General features: G+C 56.3%; 17 protein-coding genes and 1 pseudogene. 7 read left to right on the plus strand and 11 right to left on the minus strand.

Features of this window, described 5'->3' with window-relative positions; all coding sequences use genetic code 11:
• Positions 1-42: 42 nt before the first annotated feature.
• Positions 43-1,068: an AraC family transcriptional regulator gene (locus tag HDE80_RS11010; protein WP_184670818.1), complete on the plus strand. Its 1,026-nt coding sequence runs from the start codon at positions 43-45 to the stop codon at positions 1,066-1,068.
• A 216-nt stretch (positions 1,069-1,284) separates the two neighbouring features.
• On the opposite strand, the gene HDE80_RS11015 is transcribed toward HDE80_RS11010, so the two are convergent.
• The 4 genes from HDE80_RS11015 to HDE80_RS11030 all read right to left on the minus strand — a co-directional run bounded on the left by HDE80_RS11015 (position 1,285) and on the right by HDE80_RS11030 (position 5,612).
• Positions 1,285-2,886 (minus strand): CocE/NonD family hydrolase, encoded by a 1,602-nt coding sequence (locus HDE80_RS11015; RefSeq protein ID WP_184670820.1) that lies wholly within the window; start codon positions 2,884-2,886, stop codon positions 1,285-1,287.
• A gap of 698 nt (positions 2,887-3,584) precedes the next feature.
• Positions 3,585-3,806, minus strand: a complete 222-nt coding sequence (locus tag HDE80_RS11020) for a hypothetical protein (protein ID WP_184670822.1) — start codon at positions 3,804-3,806, stop codon at positions 3,585-3,587.
• Positions 3,807-3,954: 148 nt separating this feature from the next.
• Positions 3,955-4,539: a hypothetical protein gene (locus tag HDE80_RS11025; RefSeq protein WP_184670824.1), complete on the minus strand. Its 585-nt coding sequence runs from the start codon at positions 4,537-4,539 to the stop codon at positions 3,955-3,957.
• Between the two features lie 395 nt (positions 4,540-4,934).
• Positions 4,935-5,612 carry a hypothetical protein gene (locus HDE80_RS11030; RefSeq protein ID WP_184670825.1) on the minus strand — a complete coding sequence of 226 codons (678 nt, stop codon included), beginning with the start codon at positions 5,610-5,612 and terminating at the stop codon, positions 4,935-4,937.
• Positions 5,613-6,188: 576 nt separating this feature from the next.
• Here HDE80_RS11030 and HDE80_RS11035 point away from each other — a divergent pair.
• Positions 6,189-6,560 (plus strand): annotated as a pseudogene (locus tag HDE80_RS11035) (phage integrase N-terminal SAM-like domain-containing protein); the annotation flags it as partial.
• Positions 6,561-7,094: 534 nt separating this feature from the next.
• On the opposite strand, the gene HDE80_RS11040 reads toward HDE80_RS11035, so the two are convergent.
• Positions 7,095-7,484 carry a hypothetical protein gene (locus HDE80_RS11040; protein ID WP_184670829.1) on the minus strand — a complete coding sequence of 130 codons (390 nt, stop codon included), beginning with the start codon at positions 7,482-7,484 and terminating at the stop codon, positions 7,095-7,097.
• A gap of 211 nt (positions 7,485-7,695) precedes the next feature.
• Here HDE80_RS11040 and HDE80_RS11045 point away from each other — a divergent pair, with 211 nt between their 5' ends.
• Both HDE80_RS11045 and HDE80_RS11050 read left to right on the plus strand, forming a co-directional pair.
• A complete protein-coding gene (locus HDE80_RS11045) occupies positions 7,696-8,079 on the plus strand; it encodes a hypothetical protein (protein WP_184600216.1) in 384 nt (127 codons plus the stop codon).
• Positions 8,080-8,126: 47 nt separating this feature from the next.
• On the plus strand, positions 8,127-8,465 hold the full coding sequence (locus HDE80_RS11050) for a hypothetical protein (RefSeq protein ID WP_184670831.1): 339 nt from the start codon (positions 8,127-8,129) through the stop codon (positions 8,463-8,465).
• Between the two features lie 69 nt (positions 8,466-8,534).
• Here the strand turns inward: HDE80_RS11050 and HDE80_RS11055 are convergent, their stop codons facing one another.
• The 3 genes from HDE80_RS11055 to HDE80_RS11065 form a co-directional block, all read right to left on the minus strand.
• A complete protein-coding gene (locus HDE80_RS11055) occupies positions 8,535-9,314 on the minus strand; it encodes a LytTR family DNA-binding domain-containing protein (RefSeq protein ID WP_184670833.1) in 780 nt (259 codons plus the stop codon).
• Positions 9,307-10,398 (minus strand): histidine kinase, encoded by a 1,092-nt coding sequence (locus HDE80_RS11060; protein ID WP_184670835.1) that lies wholly within the window; start codon positions 10,396-10,398, stop codon positions 9,307-9,309. The genes HDE80_RS11055 and HDE80_RS11060 overlap by 8 nt, the downstream gene beginning before the upstream one ends.
• 123 nt (positions 10,399-10,521) lie before the next feature.
• A complete protein-coding gene (locus HDE80_RS11065) occupies positions 10,522-10,911 on the minus strand; it encodes a DUF4440 domain-containing protein (RefSeq protein ID WP_184670837.1) in 390 nt (129 codons plus the stop codon).
• Between the two features lie 428 nt (positions 10,912-11,339).
• Here HDE80_RS11065 and HDE80_RS11070 point away from each other — a divergent pair, with 428 nt between their 5' ends.
• The 3 genes from HDE80_RS11070 (at position 11,340) to thiD (ending at position 15,731) form a co-directional block, all read left to right on the plus strand.
• Positions 11,340-12,500 carry a family 16 glycoside hydrolase gene (locus HDE80_RS11070; RefSeq protein ID WP_184670838.1) on the plus strand — a complete coding sequence of 387 codons (1,161 nt, stop codon included), beginning with the start codon at positions 11,340-11,342 and terminating at the stop codon, positions 12,498-12,500.
• 149 nt (positions 12,501-12,649) lie between these two features.
• Positions 12,650-13,309 carry a YceI family protein gene (locus tag HDE80_RS11075; protein WP_184670840.1) on the plus strand — a complete coding sequence of 220 codons (660 nt, stop codon included), beginning with the start codon at positions 12,650-12,652 and terminating at the stop codon, positions 13,307-13,309.
• An 874-nt stretch (positions 13,310-14,183) separates the two neighbouring features.
• Positions 14,184-15,731, plus strand: a complete 1,548-nt coding sequence (gene thiD / locus HDE80_RS22360; RefSeq protein WP_184670842.1) for a bifunctional hydroxymethylpyrimidine kinase/phosphomethylpyrimidine kinase — start codon at positions 14,184-14,186, stop codon at positions 15,729-15,731.
• On the opposite strand, the gene HDE80_RS11085 is transcribed toward thiD, so the two are convergent.
• Genes HDE80_RS11085 through HDE80_RS11095 form a run of 3 tightly spaced genes read right to left on the minus strand, consistent with a single transcriptional unit; the run spans position 15,728 to position 17,902 of the window.
• Positions 15,728-16,540: a thiazole synthase gene (locus tag HDE80_RS11085; RefSeq protein WP_255483704.1), complete on the minus strand. Its 813-nt coding sequence runs from the start codon at positions 16,538-16,540 to the stop codon at positions 15,728-15,730. The genes thiD and HDE80_RS11085 overlap by 4 nt on opposite strands.
• Positions 16,537-16,755: a sulfur carrier protein ThiS gene (thiS, locus tag HDE80_RS11090; RefSeq protein ID WP_184670844.1), complete on the minus strand. Its 219-nt coding sequence runs from the start codon at positions 16,753-16,755 to the stop codon at positions 16,537-16,539. The genes HDE80_RS11085 and thiS overlap by 4 nt, the downstream gene beginning before the upstream one ends.
• The gene (locus tag HDE80_RS11095) at positions 16,748-17,902 is read right to left on the minus strand and encodes an FAD-dependent oxidoreductase (protein WP_184670846.1); all 1,155 of its coding nucleotides are present in this window, start codon (positions 17,900-17,902) and stop codon (positions 16,748-16,750) included. The genes thiS and HDE80_RS11095 overlap by 8 nt, the downstream gene beginning before the upstream one ends.
• Position 17,903: the final 1 nt, after the last annotated feature.

The raw sequence follows: 17,903 nt of genomic DNA on the forward strand, positions 1-17,903 counted from the left end.
CTACATTTCTCATGGGGTCTAATTCTGCCAATTGGTGATGCGATGTCTCGAAAGAAGATCGATGCCCGCCAGTTCGTCCCGGAAATCACGGCGTATGCGATGGCCGCCTTGATGCAATTCTTGCCCGAGTTCGGCGTGACACCGCAGCGTGTGTGCGAGGGCCTGAATTTCACTCCAGAGGACCTGCAGCGGGGCATGGAGATGTCCCATCGACAGGCTTGGCGCCTGATTCGAAGAGCATTGCGATTAACCGGACGCCCTGATCTGGGGCTGGAGTCGGGTCGACGGCAAAATCTCAGCCATTTCGGCTTGATCGGTTTTGCCATGATGATGGAGCCCGATCTACATCATGCGTTCAAGATAGCCATGCGCTATTACCGGCAAGGTGGATCTCTCGTGGAATGGGATTTCCGACTTGAAGGTGCCTATGGTATTTGTTCCTTAACGTCCAGTATCAGGGACGCCAGTGTCCAGCCATTTCTAATCGAGGAGATGGCTTCGAGCGCATTGACATTGTTGCGTATCCTGCTCGGGCCCAAGTTCTCTTTCCATGCGGTGGACATCGCTTATGACGCTCCGGCACACGCTGAGCGTTATCGCGAGGTATTTGCCTGTCCCGTCCGCTTTGGCTGTGCAGAGAACCGGCTGTTGATCGAGCACCATTGGTTCGATGTCCATCTGGCTAGCTATTCGCCCATCATCGCTGCACAGCTCAAGGAGTTACTTGAGCAACGCGAGCGCAGCAGCAATCCTGCGTTGGGGACCGTAGCGGCCATCGAACATCTGCTCAATCACTCAGGCAACGCGGCGATGACCATCGGTGAGGCAGCTATAGCTCTCGACCTCAACAGAAGAACGCTGACACGTCGTCTCGCAGATGCCGGCACTTCGTTTCGTGTCCTGAGCGATCGCGTATGCGCGAAGGTCGCCAGGAATTTGCTGTCTGAGCAGGGCCTCACGGTCACGGCTGCTGCCGAGCAATTGGGATTCAGTGATGCACGTTCTTTTCGACGTGCATTCAAGCGTTGGTTTGGCGAGGCTCCCGGAACGGTTAAGCGTTTAGACTAGACGCGCCATAGCAATAGTAATGGAGGCTGGCCTGTTCCTCAGAGCAAACTCCGCGGTGACGTCGTGAAACGCAAGAACGCAATGAGCATGAAGCCCAGTAGCATCGTGGTCGTAACCAACCACAGTACACAGTGAACATATAAAAAGATCGGTAGCGGCAGAGCAAGAAGCTGCCCCGCCGCGTGTTGCCAAGGAGCCGGCTGAATGGGCTCTACTTCAATGCAATGAAACCGTCAGCGTCGAAGGCGATGCTGCCGAAGAGCCGAAAGTGACATGGCTGTTTAGCGGTGTGACACCAGCATAACGCAGATCCGCGGTATCGATGACCAACGCCAGTTGCCGACCCGCATCGACTTCCCAGTTTGTCGCTTCCAGATTCATGTCGATGGTCTGCGGTACACCCGGTGTTGCATTGAGAAGGGTATAAGGCTTTTGGCTAATCAACTCGCCCAGTCCCGTCCACGGATCGACGCTGTAGAGATAGGCAACCAGCGTGAGCTGTGGAGTACTCGGGGTTACCGTGATTTGCAGCGACGGCAGTCCGATAACATTCTGGGTTCGGGTAAAGACCGGTCCCGTCCAGACGGCGGCGTTCGCGCGAAAAATCGTAGCCAGCTCGACCGCTGGAGGCAGCTGCAAGTAGCCTGTCAGCACACCGCTGAGCATTGCCACACCCGACGTCGCAGTAGTCGGATACCCACCAATAATGCCGTACTGCCAGCTGTTGCTGGCACTGGATGACAAGCTACCCGTGGGGAAAAGAGCACCGCTTGGCTGGGTCAGGTTATAAGTGACTGCACCTTGCTGTACTGCATTCCAGTTGGCGTAGCTGCTCCATATATTGGTCTGTGACTTGAGCTGCACCGGTGGCTGGGTATCGATGCCGTTGTCCACATTCTTCAAGTAGTGATCGAACCAGTTCGTTGCCGCGGCATAGACTTCATTAGGCAGGCCCACTGCGCCGAGAAGTTCAGCCGTCGCATGATCGCCGTGCGAAAACATGATCATCTTCGGTACCGTAAGCTGGTTATAGAAACTGATCAGCTGGCTCGGCACAAACAGACTGTCCTCGAAATCGTTGGCCAGAAAGACCGCCGGATGATTCGTATTGAGCTGAGCGATCGTGCTTGACGGGTCACGTATCGCCGCAACCGGCAGCACGGTCTGAATGGCTCCTTCGAAATTGCCGGCCAGAACGTCCTGGTTCATCTGCTGCACCAACGGTCCGGGCTTGCCGAGGTAACTGTCCAGTGACAGCACCCCAATACCCTGCGCGCTCGGTGTCTGATTGGCATCGAGCGAGGCCCCAAGGTTGGCCCAGCCGCTCATCGCAGCCACTGCCTTGATGCGTGGGTCATGCTCGGCAGCGAGAAGGCCCGTTCCCGCGCCGTAGGAAATGCCCGAGACACCAATGTTGTTCGGATCAGCCGGGGTATGGGCTAGCGCCCAATCGATGACCGTGCTGACGTCACCTACGGTGAGCGGCCCGGCGATATCGATATATCCACACGATGGGTTAATCCCACAAAACGTATCAAAGCCGCGCGAACTATAGCTAACCACGATGTAACCATCGTTGGCCAATACATTGGCCTGTCCGACGTACTCGATGTACGAAATCCCCCAACTGGAGGGCATCACGATCAATGGAAATGGCCCGCTTCCACGACCTGTTGGAACAGAAACATATGCACCCAGCTGAAAACCATCCGGTGTCGCAATCGATTGGATGGAACCGGGAAGTGTCTGAGCCGATGTTGGCAAAACCATCGTCATGGCCAGCACGAACAGGGTGAACAAGCTTGCGAATTTGCGCATACCATTCTCCGTTGATTTGCGTGAGGCACTACCATTTCAATCGAACATGCCAACTACGCGATAGGGATCTCACCCACCATACGGCTGGCGAACAAGTACATGTGCGCACCATTGAATGGGTTGATCGTGGTGCACTTTAAGTGACGCTGAGCACAGCAGCGCATGGCATTTTTCAATTGGCGTAATTAGTCCCAATAACGCGACACACACCGCACTCATGCTGCGCTGCAAGGCAGCGCCTTCGATAGAACTGGCAAGCCAGTTTCAGCGATAGCGGCAGTGGCAGCGGCCAGATACTGAATCGACCCGATTTGTCCTCACGCATACCCAGCTTTGGCGATTCATCATGCGAGGGGAGATATGGCGCTTGGCGCATCGTTCGGGAACCTCAGACGTAGATACTAAAGTGCGCTCGCTAAGCACCTCGTTGATGCGGAAGCCCGTTTCGCTGACAAGCCTGGGTAATGTCGGATCCGCGGATAGCCGTGGTCTCGCGCCCAATCGGTCATCGAAATCCCCTCGTCGAAAACCAGTTTCGCGCCTCGCTGGCGGTGCGTAGATGGTCACTCATAGCTGATCGCACTGATGGAAACGGTTGCCGCAATTGATTGATTAGTCGAAGACTTCTCCCGCAAACCGAGACCCGCGGCGAAACCCGGATATCTGGGTATAAACATGATGATTCAGACGAATAGGCATCATGACGCGAATGAGTCGGCGCGAGCACGAGCGCGGGTCTTGGCGACGGCACACCAAGCATCTTGGCTTGGCTTAAGCTCCGGAAACGCGAGAATGGCAGGGTTGATGGTTTCGTCCATGATGGCGGACATCGCTCGGCCCACGGCGTGCTTAATTTCTCGGTGACAGTGTTCCGGAATGCTTTCGATGGCGATCGCGAGCGCATCGTTCAGAGCGGCCATTGCGTCAATTCCTCCGTCCCGGAGAGCCTGTGCGCAGCTAAGCGTTGGTAAGTTCATTCGTTTTGCGCCGGAGTTGGTAAGGATGCCTAACGCTGGAGTTAAGCGGCGGCGAAGCCGTCCGCCTTGAACGAAATGTTAGGCTTCTTGCTCACCAGGCCTTGTACCAAGGCTTTTTCTTTTGAGAGGTCGATGCAAGATGGGAAAGAACAGGTGGAGCTGTCTTACAGCCTTCAATAAAGCCGTAGGCGGCCACATTGAAGCCAACTTCAGCACCAATATTCCCAGCGCACTCTTTGACTATGAACCCCGTTGCTAGTGCAGCGGACTGAGCGGCCTCTTCTAGGCTCAACCCATTTTTACTACTGATTTGCAGAGCGTCTTCTTGAAAAGTGGATAGCGTTTGCAGAACGGTCAAATTCGGTTCTGCACCTCGTTTTGATTGCTCTCCACCCAGCAAGGACTTGTCGAGAGAAATGCCAGATTTTGACAGGAAAGCTGCCACTGTTCCGACAAGGAGAGGTCCTTTCTCGTTGGCTTCGTTTGAGAGTAGGACGGTGCCCGGCTCAACAGAACCTATGCTCAAGTTGAAAGAGCGGAGCAGCAGACTGCCTGCAAGTCGTGCGGCGCTTGAAATAGCCGTTTCCGGGTGAATTGCACGACCCGACCCGATCTTGTTTGCAACAAGATCAACGAACTCGCCAGTTGCTCTGTTTTGCGCATCCGAAATGTTCAACGACTCTCCCCCTAGAGGCCTAACGCTTGAGTTAAGCGGCGCCGGAGGCGTCCGCCTTGAATGATTAGTTAGGCCGACCGCTCCCACCTTGGCCTGCCTTTTTGACCGGAAATTGTACGCGCAGCCGTTACAAGCTTAGAAAAATCGAGGCAAAGTTGCTCGTATGGATTGCCATAGTAATCACACTTTTCGCTTGCGATCGAGGCACCACTATGGCGGTCATCTAGGAGCTCCAGTAGATCGCGTGCAGAGCCTGTCACTGGCTCGCATTGGTGTGCGACTCGAGAAACCTGCTCGGGTAACTCGGCGCGAAGACTTTGCCAGAGATCTAGTGCAGTCATAAGGCCTAACGCTGGAGTTAAGCGGCGGCGAAGCCGTCCGCCTTGAACGAATTGTTAGCCGTCATGCGGGAAGCGATCTATTGCCGCCTGCACGGACTTGAACACGTACTTATAGTCGTCATGGCCAAGCATATTGACTGAATGCGTGCTAGCACTGAACAAATAGCTGTACCTGTTGAGGATCGTCTTGGCTCGCTCCAAGAGTACTTCGATTTGCGTGCCAGGTAGAGCGTACTTGCCGTTGTTAGCAGTTCCGGAGGATGTGGATTTTGCGTTTCGGTGCGCGAGAAAATTTCCGCGGTATTGCATGAGTAGACGCACGTCAGGATCGCTAATGGAGCACAGCTCAATATCTTGCTCTAAGACATTTGGATCAGGCGCCCTCGGGGCAGTCGCAAGGCTGTCGACGAACGGATTACCAGCTAAGCGCCGCTTGAACTCGTCTTGGCCAAACAAATGAGTATTGGCCTGAATTGTCTTAAGCCAGCTGAGCAAATGAAGAGACTTCTGATGCTGGTCATACGCACGGCAAAGCGATTGGAGAGCGGTAAATATGTTCGCGTTCAGTGTCAGGTGCCAGAACGTGCGTGACTGCGCCCAGACTTGGGGCTGGGCATCTAGCGCACTTGCAAGATCGTTCCATTGCTTCCAATGGATATTTGCGTGCACAACGTCATTCGCTAGGCTTTCAAGGAGCCGAGAGAATTCCTCTGATGTCTTGACAGCGATCATGTGTGTTTGACGGCTAACGCTGGAATTAAGCGGCGGCGGAGCCGTCCGCTTGGATGACTGGTTAGAGCACGCGCCACACGGCGTACACCCCGTAAGCTACGGACATGATGATGACAACACGTGCGAGCGCGCCCCAAGCAGGCTGAGATGCATTTGGCGCACAACGCCAGATGCTGACAGCCGAAAAAATTGACCACCCAACAATAATGACAGCACCAACCAAATTGAACCAAAGGTTGTCTTGGGGGTTATGCCAAAAGATCGTGCCGACGAGCGCAACCAGCAACATAGCGCAAAGCTGCCCAAGGCCTCCTATAAGCCAATACGCCTGCCATAACCGAGCGTGACCACTCCAACAGCGAAGAAAAAAGCTTCGATTCTTATCGGTTGCCATGAACTTCCCTGTGCGCTCTAACGCTTCAGTAGTGCCTTGATTCCGCAATATGCACGGGATGTTCAGCTTCCCTGTGCACCCCTTTTCCGCATTAATCCTACACGAGATCAAGACCTTATCTGATGTTCCCGGAGTCGGCATCGTCGATACGCTGCCACACAAACCCTTTTATCCGGGGCGCTATGTCTTATCCACCACAATCCGCGGGGATATCTGGGGCCCTTCCGACTGCACCTGTTCCACGCTTTTTCGACGAAGTTCGTCGGCACATGCGGGTCAAACACTACAGTTTGCGCACCGAGAAGATCTACATCAGTTGGATAAGGCGGTTCATCTTGGCCAACACCAAACGTCACCCGCGCGAGATGGGTGCGTCGGAGGTCGAGGCGTTCCTGTCACTCCTTGCCGTCCAGGGCAAGGTCGCGGCCAGCACCCAGAACCAGGCGCTGTCGGCCCTGCTGTTTTTGTATCGGGTGGTCCTTGGGATCCAGTTGCCATGGATGGAAGGCGTCGTGCGCGCCAAGCGGCCAAAGCGCGTGCCGACGGTGCTATCGCAACCCGATGCAGGCGAAGCTAGTGGTCAATTGCTGTCGAAATTCACCGCACCTAACAATGCCATGGCGGCGACAACCGTCAGACCGAGCCGATTTATTGAAGCATAGGTTAGTGGTGATCTAAATGATGACTCGTGAATGCCTGCACCAACGATCGACGACGTCATGACCGGTACCAGCGCGCCGATCATGCCGAACCGGAATAAGCTTCGCTGTTCCCATCGTGTACACCGACGGTAGAAATGCCGTCGGTGTGCCAGTCAAGCAGCCCTTTCCTGGCCAAAGTTCTAAGTCGCTTACGCACGCAGTGGCGTATAGGCTCGAGGGGATATCGATATGCTGTTTGCCACCGGCAACGGTAAACGTGCCGGCATAGGCACTTTGCGCTGCCGAACACGTGCCGCTAAATGTGCCGGTTTGTTGAGTACCGTCGATGCTGCCGTTGCAGTTGCCTTTCAACGAGGTTCCGGCTTTGGTGCCTGAGATGGTGCCCAGGTTATTGCTCTGGCAGCCGACGCATCTTCAAGGTGATCATCAAGAGAACTTGATCAGTGGCAGGCCGACCTGCTGCCGGCAGCTGTTACGCATTTCGCGCTCTTCTTTCACGGTGTCCTGCACGGAGCTTGTATCGGGCTTGCCGCTATTCATATTTTGTAGCGAGGCCGCCGCACGCGTCGCAAATTTGCCAGCAAAGCATTTGCAATAAGTCGCCAGCTTGGGGTTTCCTTTGAGGTCTCCCTCACCGTAGGGCGGCGGCATGTTGATCGACTGGTTAGCGCACATATCGGCGTACTGATCGACCATTTGCGTCGACATATCGTCCGCATGCGCCGATGTGATCATGGCCATGCCGATGACAGTGCCCAACAGGGTGCTAGTCCATGCCTTGTTCAGGGCAGACGAAACATTACGTACTGACTTCATAGCTTATCCATTGCGATGGTTTTTTGACGGAGCGAAAAACAGCTAGACGCATCTTATATGGATTGCCGATTTTGCCTAGTTCGATTGTCATGTCTTTGCGACGAACATGATCCTGCTGCACACTTGGCGCGTTGGCCATTTACGACAAGATAGTAGTTGCCGAATCCATGCTTAGAGTTTTCCAACTCCTACATTGAATGGAGAAAACCGAATGACCCGCATCCTGTTCGTCGGTCAGAAACCGGAGACCGTGGATTTTTCCGACCCGTCGCTTCCCCCGGGCTTTGATGCTGACAAGATCAACGCCGGTATTGCCGTTGCCGTTACCAAGATCCAGGAACGCGGGTGGCAAGGCGACACGTGCATGATCACTCCCGATGAGGCCGGCGGCACCACGCTCGAAAAACAACTGAAGAGCGCAACCTATGACTGTGTAGTGATCGGTGGCGGCATCAGAATTCCGCCAAAAAGCTTGGCGCTGTTCGAGACGGTGGTAAACATTGTCCATAAGGCAGCGCCGGGTGCCGTCATCGCATTCAACACGCGCCCGGAAGACACGGCCGACGCTGCTGCTCGTCAGCTTCATCCCGGCTGACATACCGCTATCGTCGACAGGAAAACCAGGAGCGGAGTGCCTTCCCCTTGCTCTGGGAGGGTACTGAAAATCGTCTCTGGTTGACCACGAAACCTTACCTGCCGCGCGGCTACGCTATATCGAACGCAACCCGGCCTGTGCATGCATGTGTGCCGACCCGATTTCTATCCATCGCACAACCGCGTTTAGGTCTGCGCTACTGCCTTCTTGGACGCTTCGACAAAACGGGCGCGGAGCAGTTTTTTGTCGATCTTGCCGACGCTGGTGCGGTAAAGCTGGTCGACAGTCTCGAACCGATCCAGCTTGGCGTAGCGGGTGATGCGGTACGTGTCAAAGCGGGCGCTTACCTAGATGAGGCGGAAAGGAAGCTTGATCTTGCCGCCTAGTTTCATCAGCCGATGCTGTGTGAAAAATAAGGCGCATGTCTTTTCCTGATCGGAGATGAGGTCTCCAGCTCACAAGGGTTGCCCGAGCCGAGCCTCAAGCAACGGTCGAAACGTCCGGCTGACATGAACACGGTGGCCGCTTCGCAAGACGAGATCGAATTCGCCGTGGCTCGCCGGCTCCAAGTGCAGAATGCTGTCGATGTTGACGACGGTCGAGCGATGCACGCGAACGAAGCGGCGCGGATCGAGCCGTCCGATGAGTTCGCCGAGGGCGGCGCGATGGATGATACGTTCGCTTCCCACATGCAACGCGACGTAGACTCCCGCACTTTCGATGCAGTCGATCGATTCAACGCGGATCAGCTCGGTCTTGTCGCGTTCGCGAATCACCACGCGATCGAGAAACGGTTTTTCCAGGCGATGGTCATCGAGCAGCTTGAGGACGCTCTGACCGACTTCGCGCACGTATTTATCGTCGAGGCGCGCCTTGGCGCGGGAGAAGGCGGCCTCCATCCGCTCGTCGCCGTAGGGCTTGAGCACATAGTCGATAGCGGCCGATTCGAAGGCGCGCACAGCATGCTGATCGAAGGCCGTCACAAATATCGTGACGGGCATGCGCTCAATGCCAATCGTCTCGATCACGCTCAGGCCGTCGAGCCCCGGCATTTGAACATCTAGAAAAACGACGTCCGGGTTCTCTCGCAGGATGGCTTCGACAGCGTCGAGCCCGTTCTCGGCTTCCGTTATTTCGCCAATATCCGGATCACCGTCCAATAACTCGCGCAGACGTTGGCGTGCCGGCGGCTCGTCATCGACGACAAGAACCCGATAAGCATGCAGCTCACTCATCGCCAAGCACCTCAGCCGTGCGCATGGGTATCAAGATACGAACGCGCGTGCCGCCGCCTTCGCGCGAACCGATATGGAGACCTGCATCCTGCGCAGGATGGAGCATGGCGATGCGCTCGCGGGTGACGCTTAGCCCTAGCCCAGCCTGATCGTCCGTCCATGTATCACCCAGCCCGACGCCATCATCCTCGACGGTGAGGTGCAACACGGCAGCATCGATCGCCGCGCGCACCCAAACGGTACCACCGCCGGGTCGCGGCGCTAATCCATGGCGAACCGCGTTCTCGACCAGTGGCTGCAGGATCAGGCTTGGTACCAAAATATGGTGAGCGGAAGCGGGAACATCGACGACGACATGCAAAGTATCGCCAAAGCGCGTCTTCTGGATGGCAAGGTAATGGCCGAGGAATTCCAGCTCCTCGCTGAGACGTACCTGCTGCCGGCGTCCGGACTCCAACGAAAGACGCAGCAGATCGCCTAACTGCTCGATCATTCCACGCGCAAGCTTGGGCTGACTTCCGACGAGGGAGGAGATGGTATTCAGCGCATTGAAAAGGAAGTGTGGATCGAGCTGCATCCGCAGGACATTCAAACGCGCCTCGGAAAAATTGCGCTCCAACCGCTCGAGCCTTAGCTGCGAAGCCAGATAGTGCTGGCTGTATTGCACCGCTTGCCAACCGCCGACCACGAGCAGGTAGACCAGGAGATTCCACAACAATCCCCCCTTCATTGCCTCATGCAGGGGACCGAGGCCGATCGCACCTGGCCATGCCATCACACCTGCGATCACCTGAAGCAGTGCAGCGATGTAGCTGTAAACCAAGGTGGTCGGAATGCCAATGGCGATATGGGCAGCGAGCCGCGTTCTCACGTTGTTCACTGCTATGGGCAGGCGTCGATCCACCGCAACAATCACCGGAACCAGCAATCCCCAGGCCCACCAATCCGCCAACGAACCGCGCAGCACGAACCACCACGCCGCGTTCGACGCAAGACGCGGTACCGCGAAAACGACGCCGACCGCCGTCCAAGCTAGCAGTGAGACAAGCGCTAGACGTAGCTTGCTAAAGGAGCTGTTTTCCATACGTTGAGTATGGTTCCAAATCGGTAGCACTGTCGTCCTTACACGTTTAAGCGAGCACCCGTTCGATCGGGAGGGCGCCTCGATCGAACCGTCGCAACTTGATGGGACGATTGCTTGATCGGTTCAGGCGGCCCCGGGATTCGAGGAGTACGTGATGGCAACGATACGCCAGCCATCCACCGTCTTGACCAGTTGCCAGGTTTCGTCGCCGCGGTTTTCGACTTTGCCATCGATGACAAAGTCGAAATGAAAATAGACCGAGGCCACCGCACCGTCGCTATGAATACGAACGTCGGTATGGCGAGGATCGAGATCCGATTTTGTGCTCGATACAAAGGCGAAAAAATCCCGATAGCTGCTGACGTGGACTTTCTGCGCCGATGCGTTCTTCGCCCGCGAGGCGGCGAACGCCTTGTCGGACAGCACGGTCACCCACGTGCTGCCGTGGTCGAGAAAGAGTTCGGAAACGCCTTCGCCGTCATGTGTAGCTACGGCATGATGAAAAGTTTCCATAACACGCTGGATGTCTGCCACATCTTGTGGAGCCGTATCAGCGGGGGTCCCAGGTCGATCCATCGCAGCTACGTTGGAACCGAATAGCAGAAGGATGATCCCGATAAAAATTATCTTTTTCATAATGCCTCATTATGATAGACGCGCATGGCAATGCGGCAAAAATAGGTTCTCCTGACGGCGGTGAGGGCGTAAATGTTACGAACTGGCCTAAGGGCGTCTTCAACCGGTCAAGGATAGACACCAAGTGAACGATGAGTGTCACCCATCACTTTGAAAGCGATGCTGAGCTTTACGGTGGCTGCAAAAATCCAATAGGCACGTGAATCTTCCGTCTCGACACGCTCTCGATCCGCTTCGCATCATCTGGCGAGACGCCGGCGGAACACGCCGCTAAGGTGTTCGCACTCAACCTGCAGTAGATACCCATGCAAAAGCGATTCGTTCGTTCAGTCTGCGCACTTGGCGTTTTTGGCGCTGCATCGGCTTTCGCCTCGACCGCCACTCCCTTGCCGATTCCCTTGGTGGCGGGTAACTGGCTGGCGAGCGGCAATGCGTCGTTTATCGCTAAGGAGGCGTTCCCGCAAGGCATACTGCAAGTGACCTCCGAGAGCGAGGAAGGCTTTGTTGCGCTGAAAGACCAGCACTTCGATAACGGCACGATCGAGTTCGACATCAAGCCCGTTGGCGAAGAAATGCCGGGCATTCGTTTTCACCAGAACGACGGCGACACTGCCGACATGCTGTATATCCGGGTCAGTCCCGACTGCCCCGCATCCCAGGACTGCCTGCAGTACGTCCCTATCATCAAAGGCCGTGTGCTGTGGGACGTCTATCCGCAGTATCAAGCGTCGGCGCCCTTTCGCGAAAACGAATGGAATCACATTCGCCTCGTTATTTCAGGCAAGCGGATGAACGTATACGTGAATGGACGAACGGAACCATCGTTACGCGTTGCGCATCTGGAAGGCGAAGCGAGTACCGGAACCATCGCGTTCGAGGGCACCGCCTACTACGCCAACCTTACGCTTGCGCCCGGCGTGACTGATGGCCTGGCCCCCAAAGCTCCAGTTGACCTTGCCGCAGGCGATCGTCGTTACCTCGTTCGGTGGCAAGACATCGAACCCGTATCGATGGACACCACGGACCATCTAAGCCTGTCGAACATGCCATCGTCCGGCTCGCGTTGGTCGCCTGTCACGGCTGACTACGGCGGCCTTATCAATTTGAGCCGATTTCACGCGCCAACGCCGAAACACGCGCCTCCGCAAGTGATCTGGCTTCGCACCACGGTGCAGTCCGATCGCGAACAGGTTCGGCACGTGGCCGTAGGCTGGCTGCGTGAGATTTGGGTGTTCGCCGACGGCAAACCCGTATTTTCCGGCAAGAACCTCTACAACGTAAAAGGCGGTCGAAAAGCGCCCGATGGTCGCCTATCACTGGAGAACGACGGCTTCGATCTTCCTCTGCACAAAGGCACGAACGACATCGTCGTCGCCATCGACGGCAATACGCCTGACATGAGAGGACGTTACGGCTGGGGTTTCATGATGCGGATGGATCGCGCTGAAGGGATCGCTGAGAAATAGCGTCGAGGCTTCGCCAGGTCCGTTCGGGATCTATCGATGGTTGCAGCGAACTTCGCAACTTAAATAGTTAAGCACGCCATCCAACGGGGCGACATTCGTCGCCCTCGATCAGGGGTGGCTTCGGTCGCGCCAAGTCAAAGGAAATTACAATGCCTGTTGTTAACGTAAAACTGGTGACGATGCGAAACGCCGCCTTCGCTGCACTGCTGGTTGCGGCCCCAATCGCTATGGCCACTCAAAGGGATCGAAGCTCGGCGGAAGATGTAACCGCCGCAACCCAATATAAGTCCTTGAACGTTTCAACGAACCCGAAGGTCGTGGCGGCGGGTGAATACAAACTCGACCCGCACCACACTTCGGTGACCGCAAAACTTGTCCACATGGGCTTGTCTCACTACACGCTTCGCTTTGACGCTGTATCAGGTCGATTTGCATTCGACCCGCATCATGCAGCCGCGTCAGATGTCGAGATATCCATAGATCCGAAATCAGTCGATACCGGCGACCAGGTATTCGATAAAAAAATAGCGAGCAAATATTTCGAGACGGATAAATACCCATCTCTTACGTTCAACTCGGCGACGGTAAAAATTGTCGGCAACCATATTCTGGTTGATGGAGTTTTAGATTTTCACGGCGTAAAAAAACCGGTAGCTCTAAATGTCACTCACCTTGGATTTGCTCAATCACGCATGGGCTTTTCTGGCGAGGCTACGTTCAAGAGGTCAGAGTTTGGTGTCGGAGAATGGATCCCGTTAGAAGCTGACGAAGTCACTATTCTCGTTGAAGCCGAATTCGTGAAGACATGAAGAGGAACCGCCGTGGTGCTGGTGCTGAACGACATCATTTAACGTCGATCTGGTGATTGGACGAGCGGCAATGCGGTGAAGCTCCGTACACACCGCCGTCTCGCGCACGCGCCTGCGCTCAACCCCAACCTCAGCAGCAACCAGCAATCCTTTTCGCCGGTGCCGAAATCTCGCCAGAGGATGCCAGTCACCCTTGGCCGACGACATATCGTTCGGATGGTTTTTCCCTCAAAAAATGGTGTCCCACGTAGTGGGTGCACATGCCAGTCGTCGCTTGCCAGATCCTACCGCCGCCTGATGAGGCGAGTGGAAATATGTCGGCAGAAATTGAAGGCCGGGAGACCGAGATGAAAAGACTATTCGCTAGAAACTTCACCCACTTACTTTGCGCCGTTGCATGTGGTGGGGCTGGACTCTTTCTATCGGGGAGTGTCGCGGCGCAGGTGGCACCTGCCCTCTCATGCGCTACCCGGATCCACGTGGGTTCGCGCTATCACGTAATCTCACTCCCTTTCGGCCACACGCAACAACCGTCGGCGGTCCACTTTGGGTCGACCAGCGCCTTCCGTCGGATAGTCAACTGGTTGGCAATGCTGGTCAGGCTGTGCGGTGTAACTTGCCAGCCTCACGAAAGGGCCTGCTTCAGGGCTGGGAATTGACTCAGCCGAGCCGCCCTTACCGTTGTCTGCCTGCTGAGGTGGCCAAACTATGCTTTACAGGCGCGGCCAATCTATGGTTTCCCGCACAGCCGTTTTGCCCGGATATATACTCCGGTTTGAGGACCCGTCAGTCCCTACTCCAGTCCCTGAATTTAATGAAATAAGTCATTCGCGATGCTGCTCATCGGCCGCGGTGCACGCTCCAAGGCCTTGTCGTGATTAAGCCTGTCATCTGGTCTATTGCCGGTACCGACAGCGGCGGTGGTGCGGGTTTGGCCGCAGATCAACGAGCAGCCGATAGCTTTGGCGTACATCTTTGCAGCGTCGTCACATCGGTCACGGCGCAGAACTCGCAAAGCGTGGCGCGAATCCACGCACTACCAGTCGACGTGATTGATGCGCAGATGGAAGCGCTTAATGGAGACATGCCACCAGCTGTAATAAAAACAGGTCTATTTGGCGGAATAGAGCAGATTCGAACAGTCGCACGATGGATTGATCGTTTGCGTGCCGTCAGACCGTTGGCCTTGGTGGTCGATCCCGTGCTGGGTTCAAGTAGCGGTGCATCGTTTGTCGACGACGAGACGATAACGGCGTACCGGGATTTGTTATTACCGCGTGCGACGCTCATTACGCCAAATCGTAGCGAAGCCCGGCGGCTGCTTGGTCAAGCCGATAACGATGAACTTGACGTCCCTGCCCTGGCTGCTGCCCTGCGCGCGTGTGGCGTTCAAGGGATCTGCATTACCGGCGGCGACGAGAACTCTGAGCTGGCGCTCGATTGGATAGATACAGCCGATGCAGTCGGGTGGCTCGCCTTGCCGCGTATCTATACGGCGAACAACCATGGGACGGGCTGTACTTTCGCCACAAGTGCTGCCGCATCTCTGGCGCACGGATTCGCGCTGGCAGATGCACTCGTATTGGCCAAGATGGCCACCGCACAAGCGCTGCGGCATGGGTACCGTGCCGGCTCGGGTGCTGGTCCGGTACAGGCAAATACCGACTTCGTTTCAGACCCGACGCTGATGCCGCAACTCTCGTGGAGCGCTCGCCAAAGTTTCGTTTCGTTCCACAGACCGGAGATCATTCGTTCTGCCATCGGTCTCTATGCGATCACCGACCGTGCATCGCGTATTCCCGATCTTTTGAGCAGTGGCGTTCGCACGTTACAGCTGCGCATCAAGCGGGAAGAAGGATTGCCCGATAGTTTGCTGCGCGAAGAAGTTCGTACGGCGATTAGGCTCTGCGCTTCAGCCGGCATAGCGTTTTTTATCAACGACCATCGAAAACTCGCCAGCGAGGAAAATGCTCCCGGTCTGCACCTTGGCCAGGAAGACCTTCTTGCCATGAGCGACAACGAACGCGATGCCCTTCGCGAATCCGGAGGACTGGCACTAGGCATCAGCTCACATAGCCTGTGGGAACTGGCGCGAGCGCGTAGTCTGGGACCGCGATACGTGGCGTGCGGGCCGATCTGGCCTACGACAACCAAGAACATGCCCTGGCGCCCTCAGGGCCTGGATAGGCTCCGCTGGTGGTGCCGGATGGCAGGTGCTCCCGTTGTCGCGATTGGCGGCATACTCGAACCCGCTCAAGCGGCTGCCGCCGTTAACAGCGGTGCCGATGGCGTGTGTGTATTGCGCGGTTTGGGGGCTGACCCGACCAAGACCGTTCCAGCGTTTTTGCAGGCTATGGAAGCAGCCAGGCGACCTGATGATCACGTCGATGATCAGATCAGCTTGCTCACATTAATGAGCTAAGAAATGCGCGGACCTAGTGCGTAATTACCCGTGGGCGTGCTGGGTACCGCGAAATCCTGTCGAGCCATGGCACCCGCTTTCCATGCGACGCGACCCGCTAAAACCGCCAGCCTGAAAGCTTCTGCCATGGCAACCGGATCGCCCGCGTGTGCGACTGCACTGTTAAGCAGCACGGCGTCGTAACCCATCTCCAACGCAAGCGCCGCATGCGACGGCGCACCGATGCCTGCATCAACTATGAGAGTTGCATCGGGAAGTCGTTCACGCAATGTGCGAAGCGCCCAAGGATTCAGCAGCCCCTGGCCCGATCCGATGGGCGCTCCCCACGGCATTAACACCGGACAGCCCGCATCGAGTAAGCGGCGGCATCCGACGAGATCATCCGTGCAATAAGGCCAGACGACAAAGCCGTCAGCGACCAGCGTTCTTGCCGCGTCAAGAAGCTCACTAGGATCTGGCTGAAGTGTGTAGTCGTCGCCCACGACCTCCAGCTTGATCCAATCCGTTCCGTAGAGTTCACGTGCCATATGCGCCAGTTGCACAGCTTCACGCGCAGTCCGGCACCCGGCCGTATTTGGCAACAATCGGGCCCCTACCGCGAGCGCTGCCTGATGGATTGCATCGACGAACCCGTTGTCTGCTCCACCAGCGAACGCGCGCTTCAGGCCTACCGTAACGACCGCAGGCCGCGCCGCGTGAATCGACTCCATCAACACCCTGGGAGATGGATAACCTGCCGAACCAAGCAAGAATCTACTTGCCAATTCCACGCCCGCGACGCGCCACGTATTTTGGCCGTCCATAATCATCCCCCGACCATCGGCGCGAAAAACACGACAACATCGCCTTGACCGAGCATGCACGCTTGGCGCATGTGCCTTGCTACAAAAGAACCGTTGATCGCCGTTGCCACGGATATCGGGTCGTACCCCCGTTCTGCCACGACAGTAGCCAAGGTTGTGCCCAGCGGAAACGTCCGGATCTCTCCGTTCAGTTCGATTGCCACCTGCGATGTTTCATCCATGCGAAGCCTCCGTAACTGGAGAGACCGGCGGGATATCCAATCTCGAAAACGTCGGCAACTTCGCGCGCACAAGCGCACTTTCCACGAGGGCAGGCGCCAACATCCATCCGTGACGAAAAAGACCGTTGATCCGGATCAGACCCGATTCGACAATGATTCGTGGCGCATTGTCGGGAAACGCAGGACGCAAATTGCGATCAAGACGATCGATGCGTGCCTCGGCCAAGGCTGGCATCACGCTATAGGCTGCCCCCATAAGTTCCATTGCACTACGCACAGATACCCCCGATCGATCTTCAGTTTCAATCTCACTCGCCCCTACGAAAAGCCGGTCGGCACTGTGAGGTACCAAATAAACGCTATGCCGTGGGTGCAAGAGTCTGACCGGACGAGTCAACCCGTGCCCCGACGCGTGCAGCCACACCGTTTCACCACGAACGCCTCGCAGCTGCCCAACGTCAATGTTGCTTTCAGTTGAATTTTCAATCGTTCGCGCACCCAGCCCCCGCACATCGAAGACCACATCAAATGACCTGGATCTGCCGGTCGTTTCCCGCAGGCATCCGGGTTCCACATGCTCGATCGGTGCATTCCAATGCCAGCATACGGTTGGATGCGCGTCGGCATACAGCAATCGCATGGTCACCGCTGGCTGGATCTGTGCCTCACCATCGAGTCGCCACGCATGACCCGTCCACTGGAGGACAGGTTCAAGAGCCGACAATGTTTTGGCATCCAGGACCTCGGGTGCTGGCCAGTCCGATGAGACAAGGAGCGAACGTGACAAAAGGCGATGCGTGGCGCTTGTGTCACCACGATGGGCAAGCAATAAACTCGCACGTCGCACGAAGCAGCCCTTCGCGAAAACGCCACTGAGTTCGTTGTCGACTGGCAGAAGCGCCGTAATTTTCTCCCACAGCTGTATTGATCGCCAACCCAAGGTCACGACAACGGGGTCAGCTCGATCCAGCTCGGCGAGCGGACTCAACATGCCAGCGGAGCTGAAAGCGGCCGCACCCCGTCCGTCGTAGGCAGGATGCGGCCCCGATGCAGCGTCAAACACATGAACCTCATAGTCCGAGTGGCCAAGATGCCAGGCGATCAACCGCCCAAGCAACCCGGCACCGGCGATGCCCACCGTCGCCATG

Source organism: Rhodanobacter sp. A1T4, assembly GCF_014207185.1.
Classification (GTDB): domain Bacteria; phylum Pseudomonadota; class Gammaproteobacteria; order Xanthomonadales; family Rhodanobacteraceae; genus Rhodanobacter.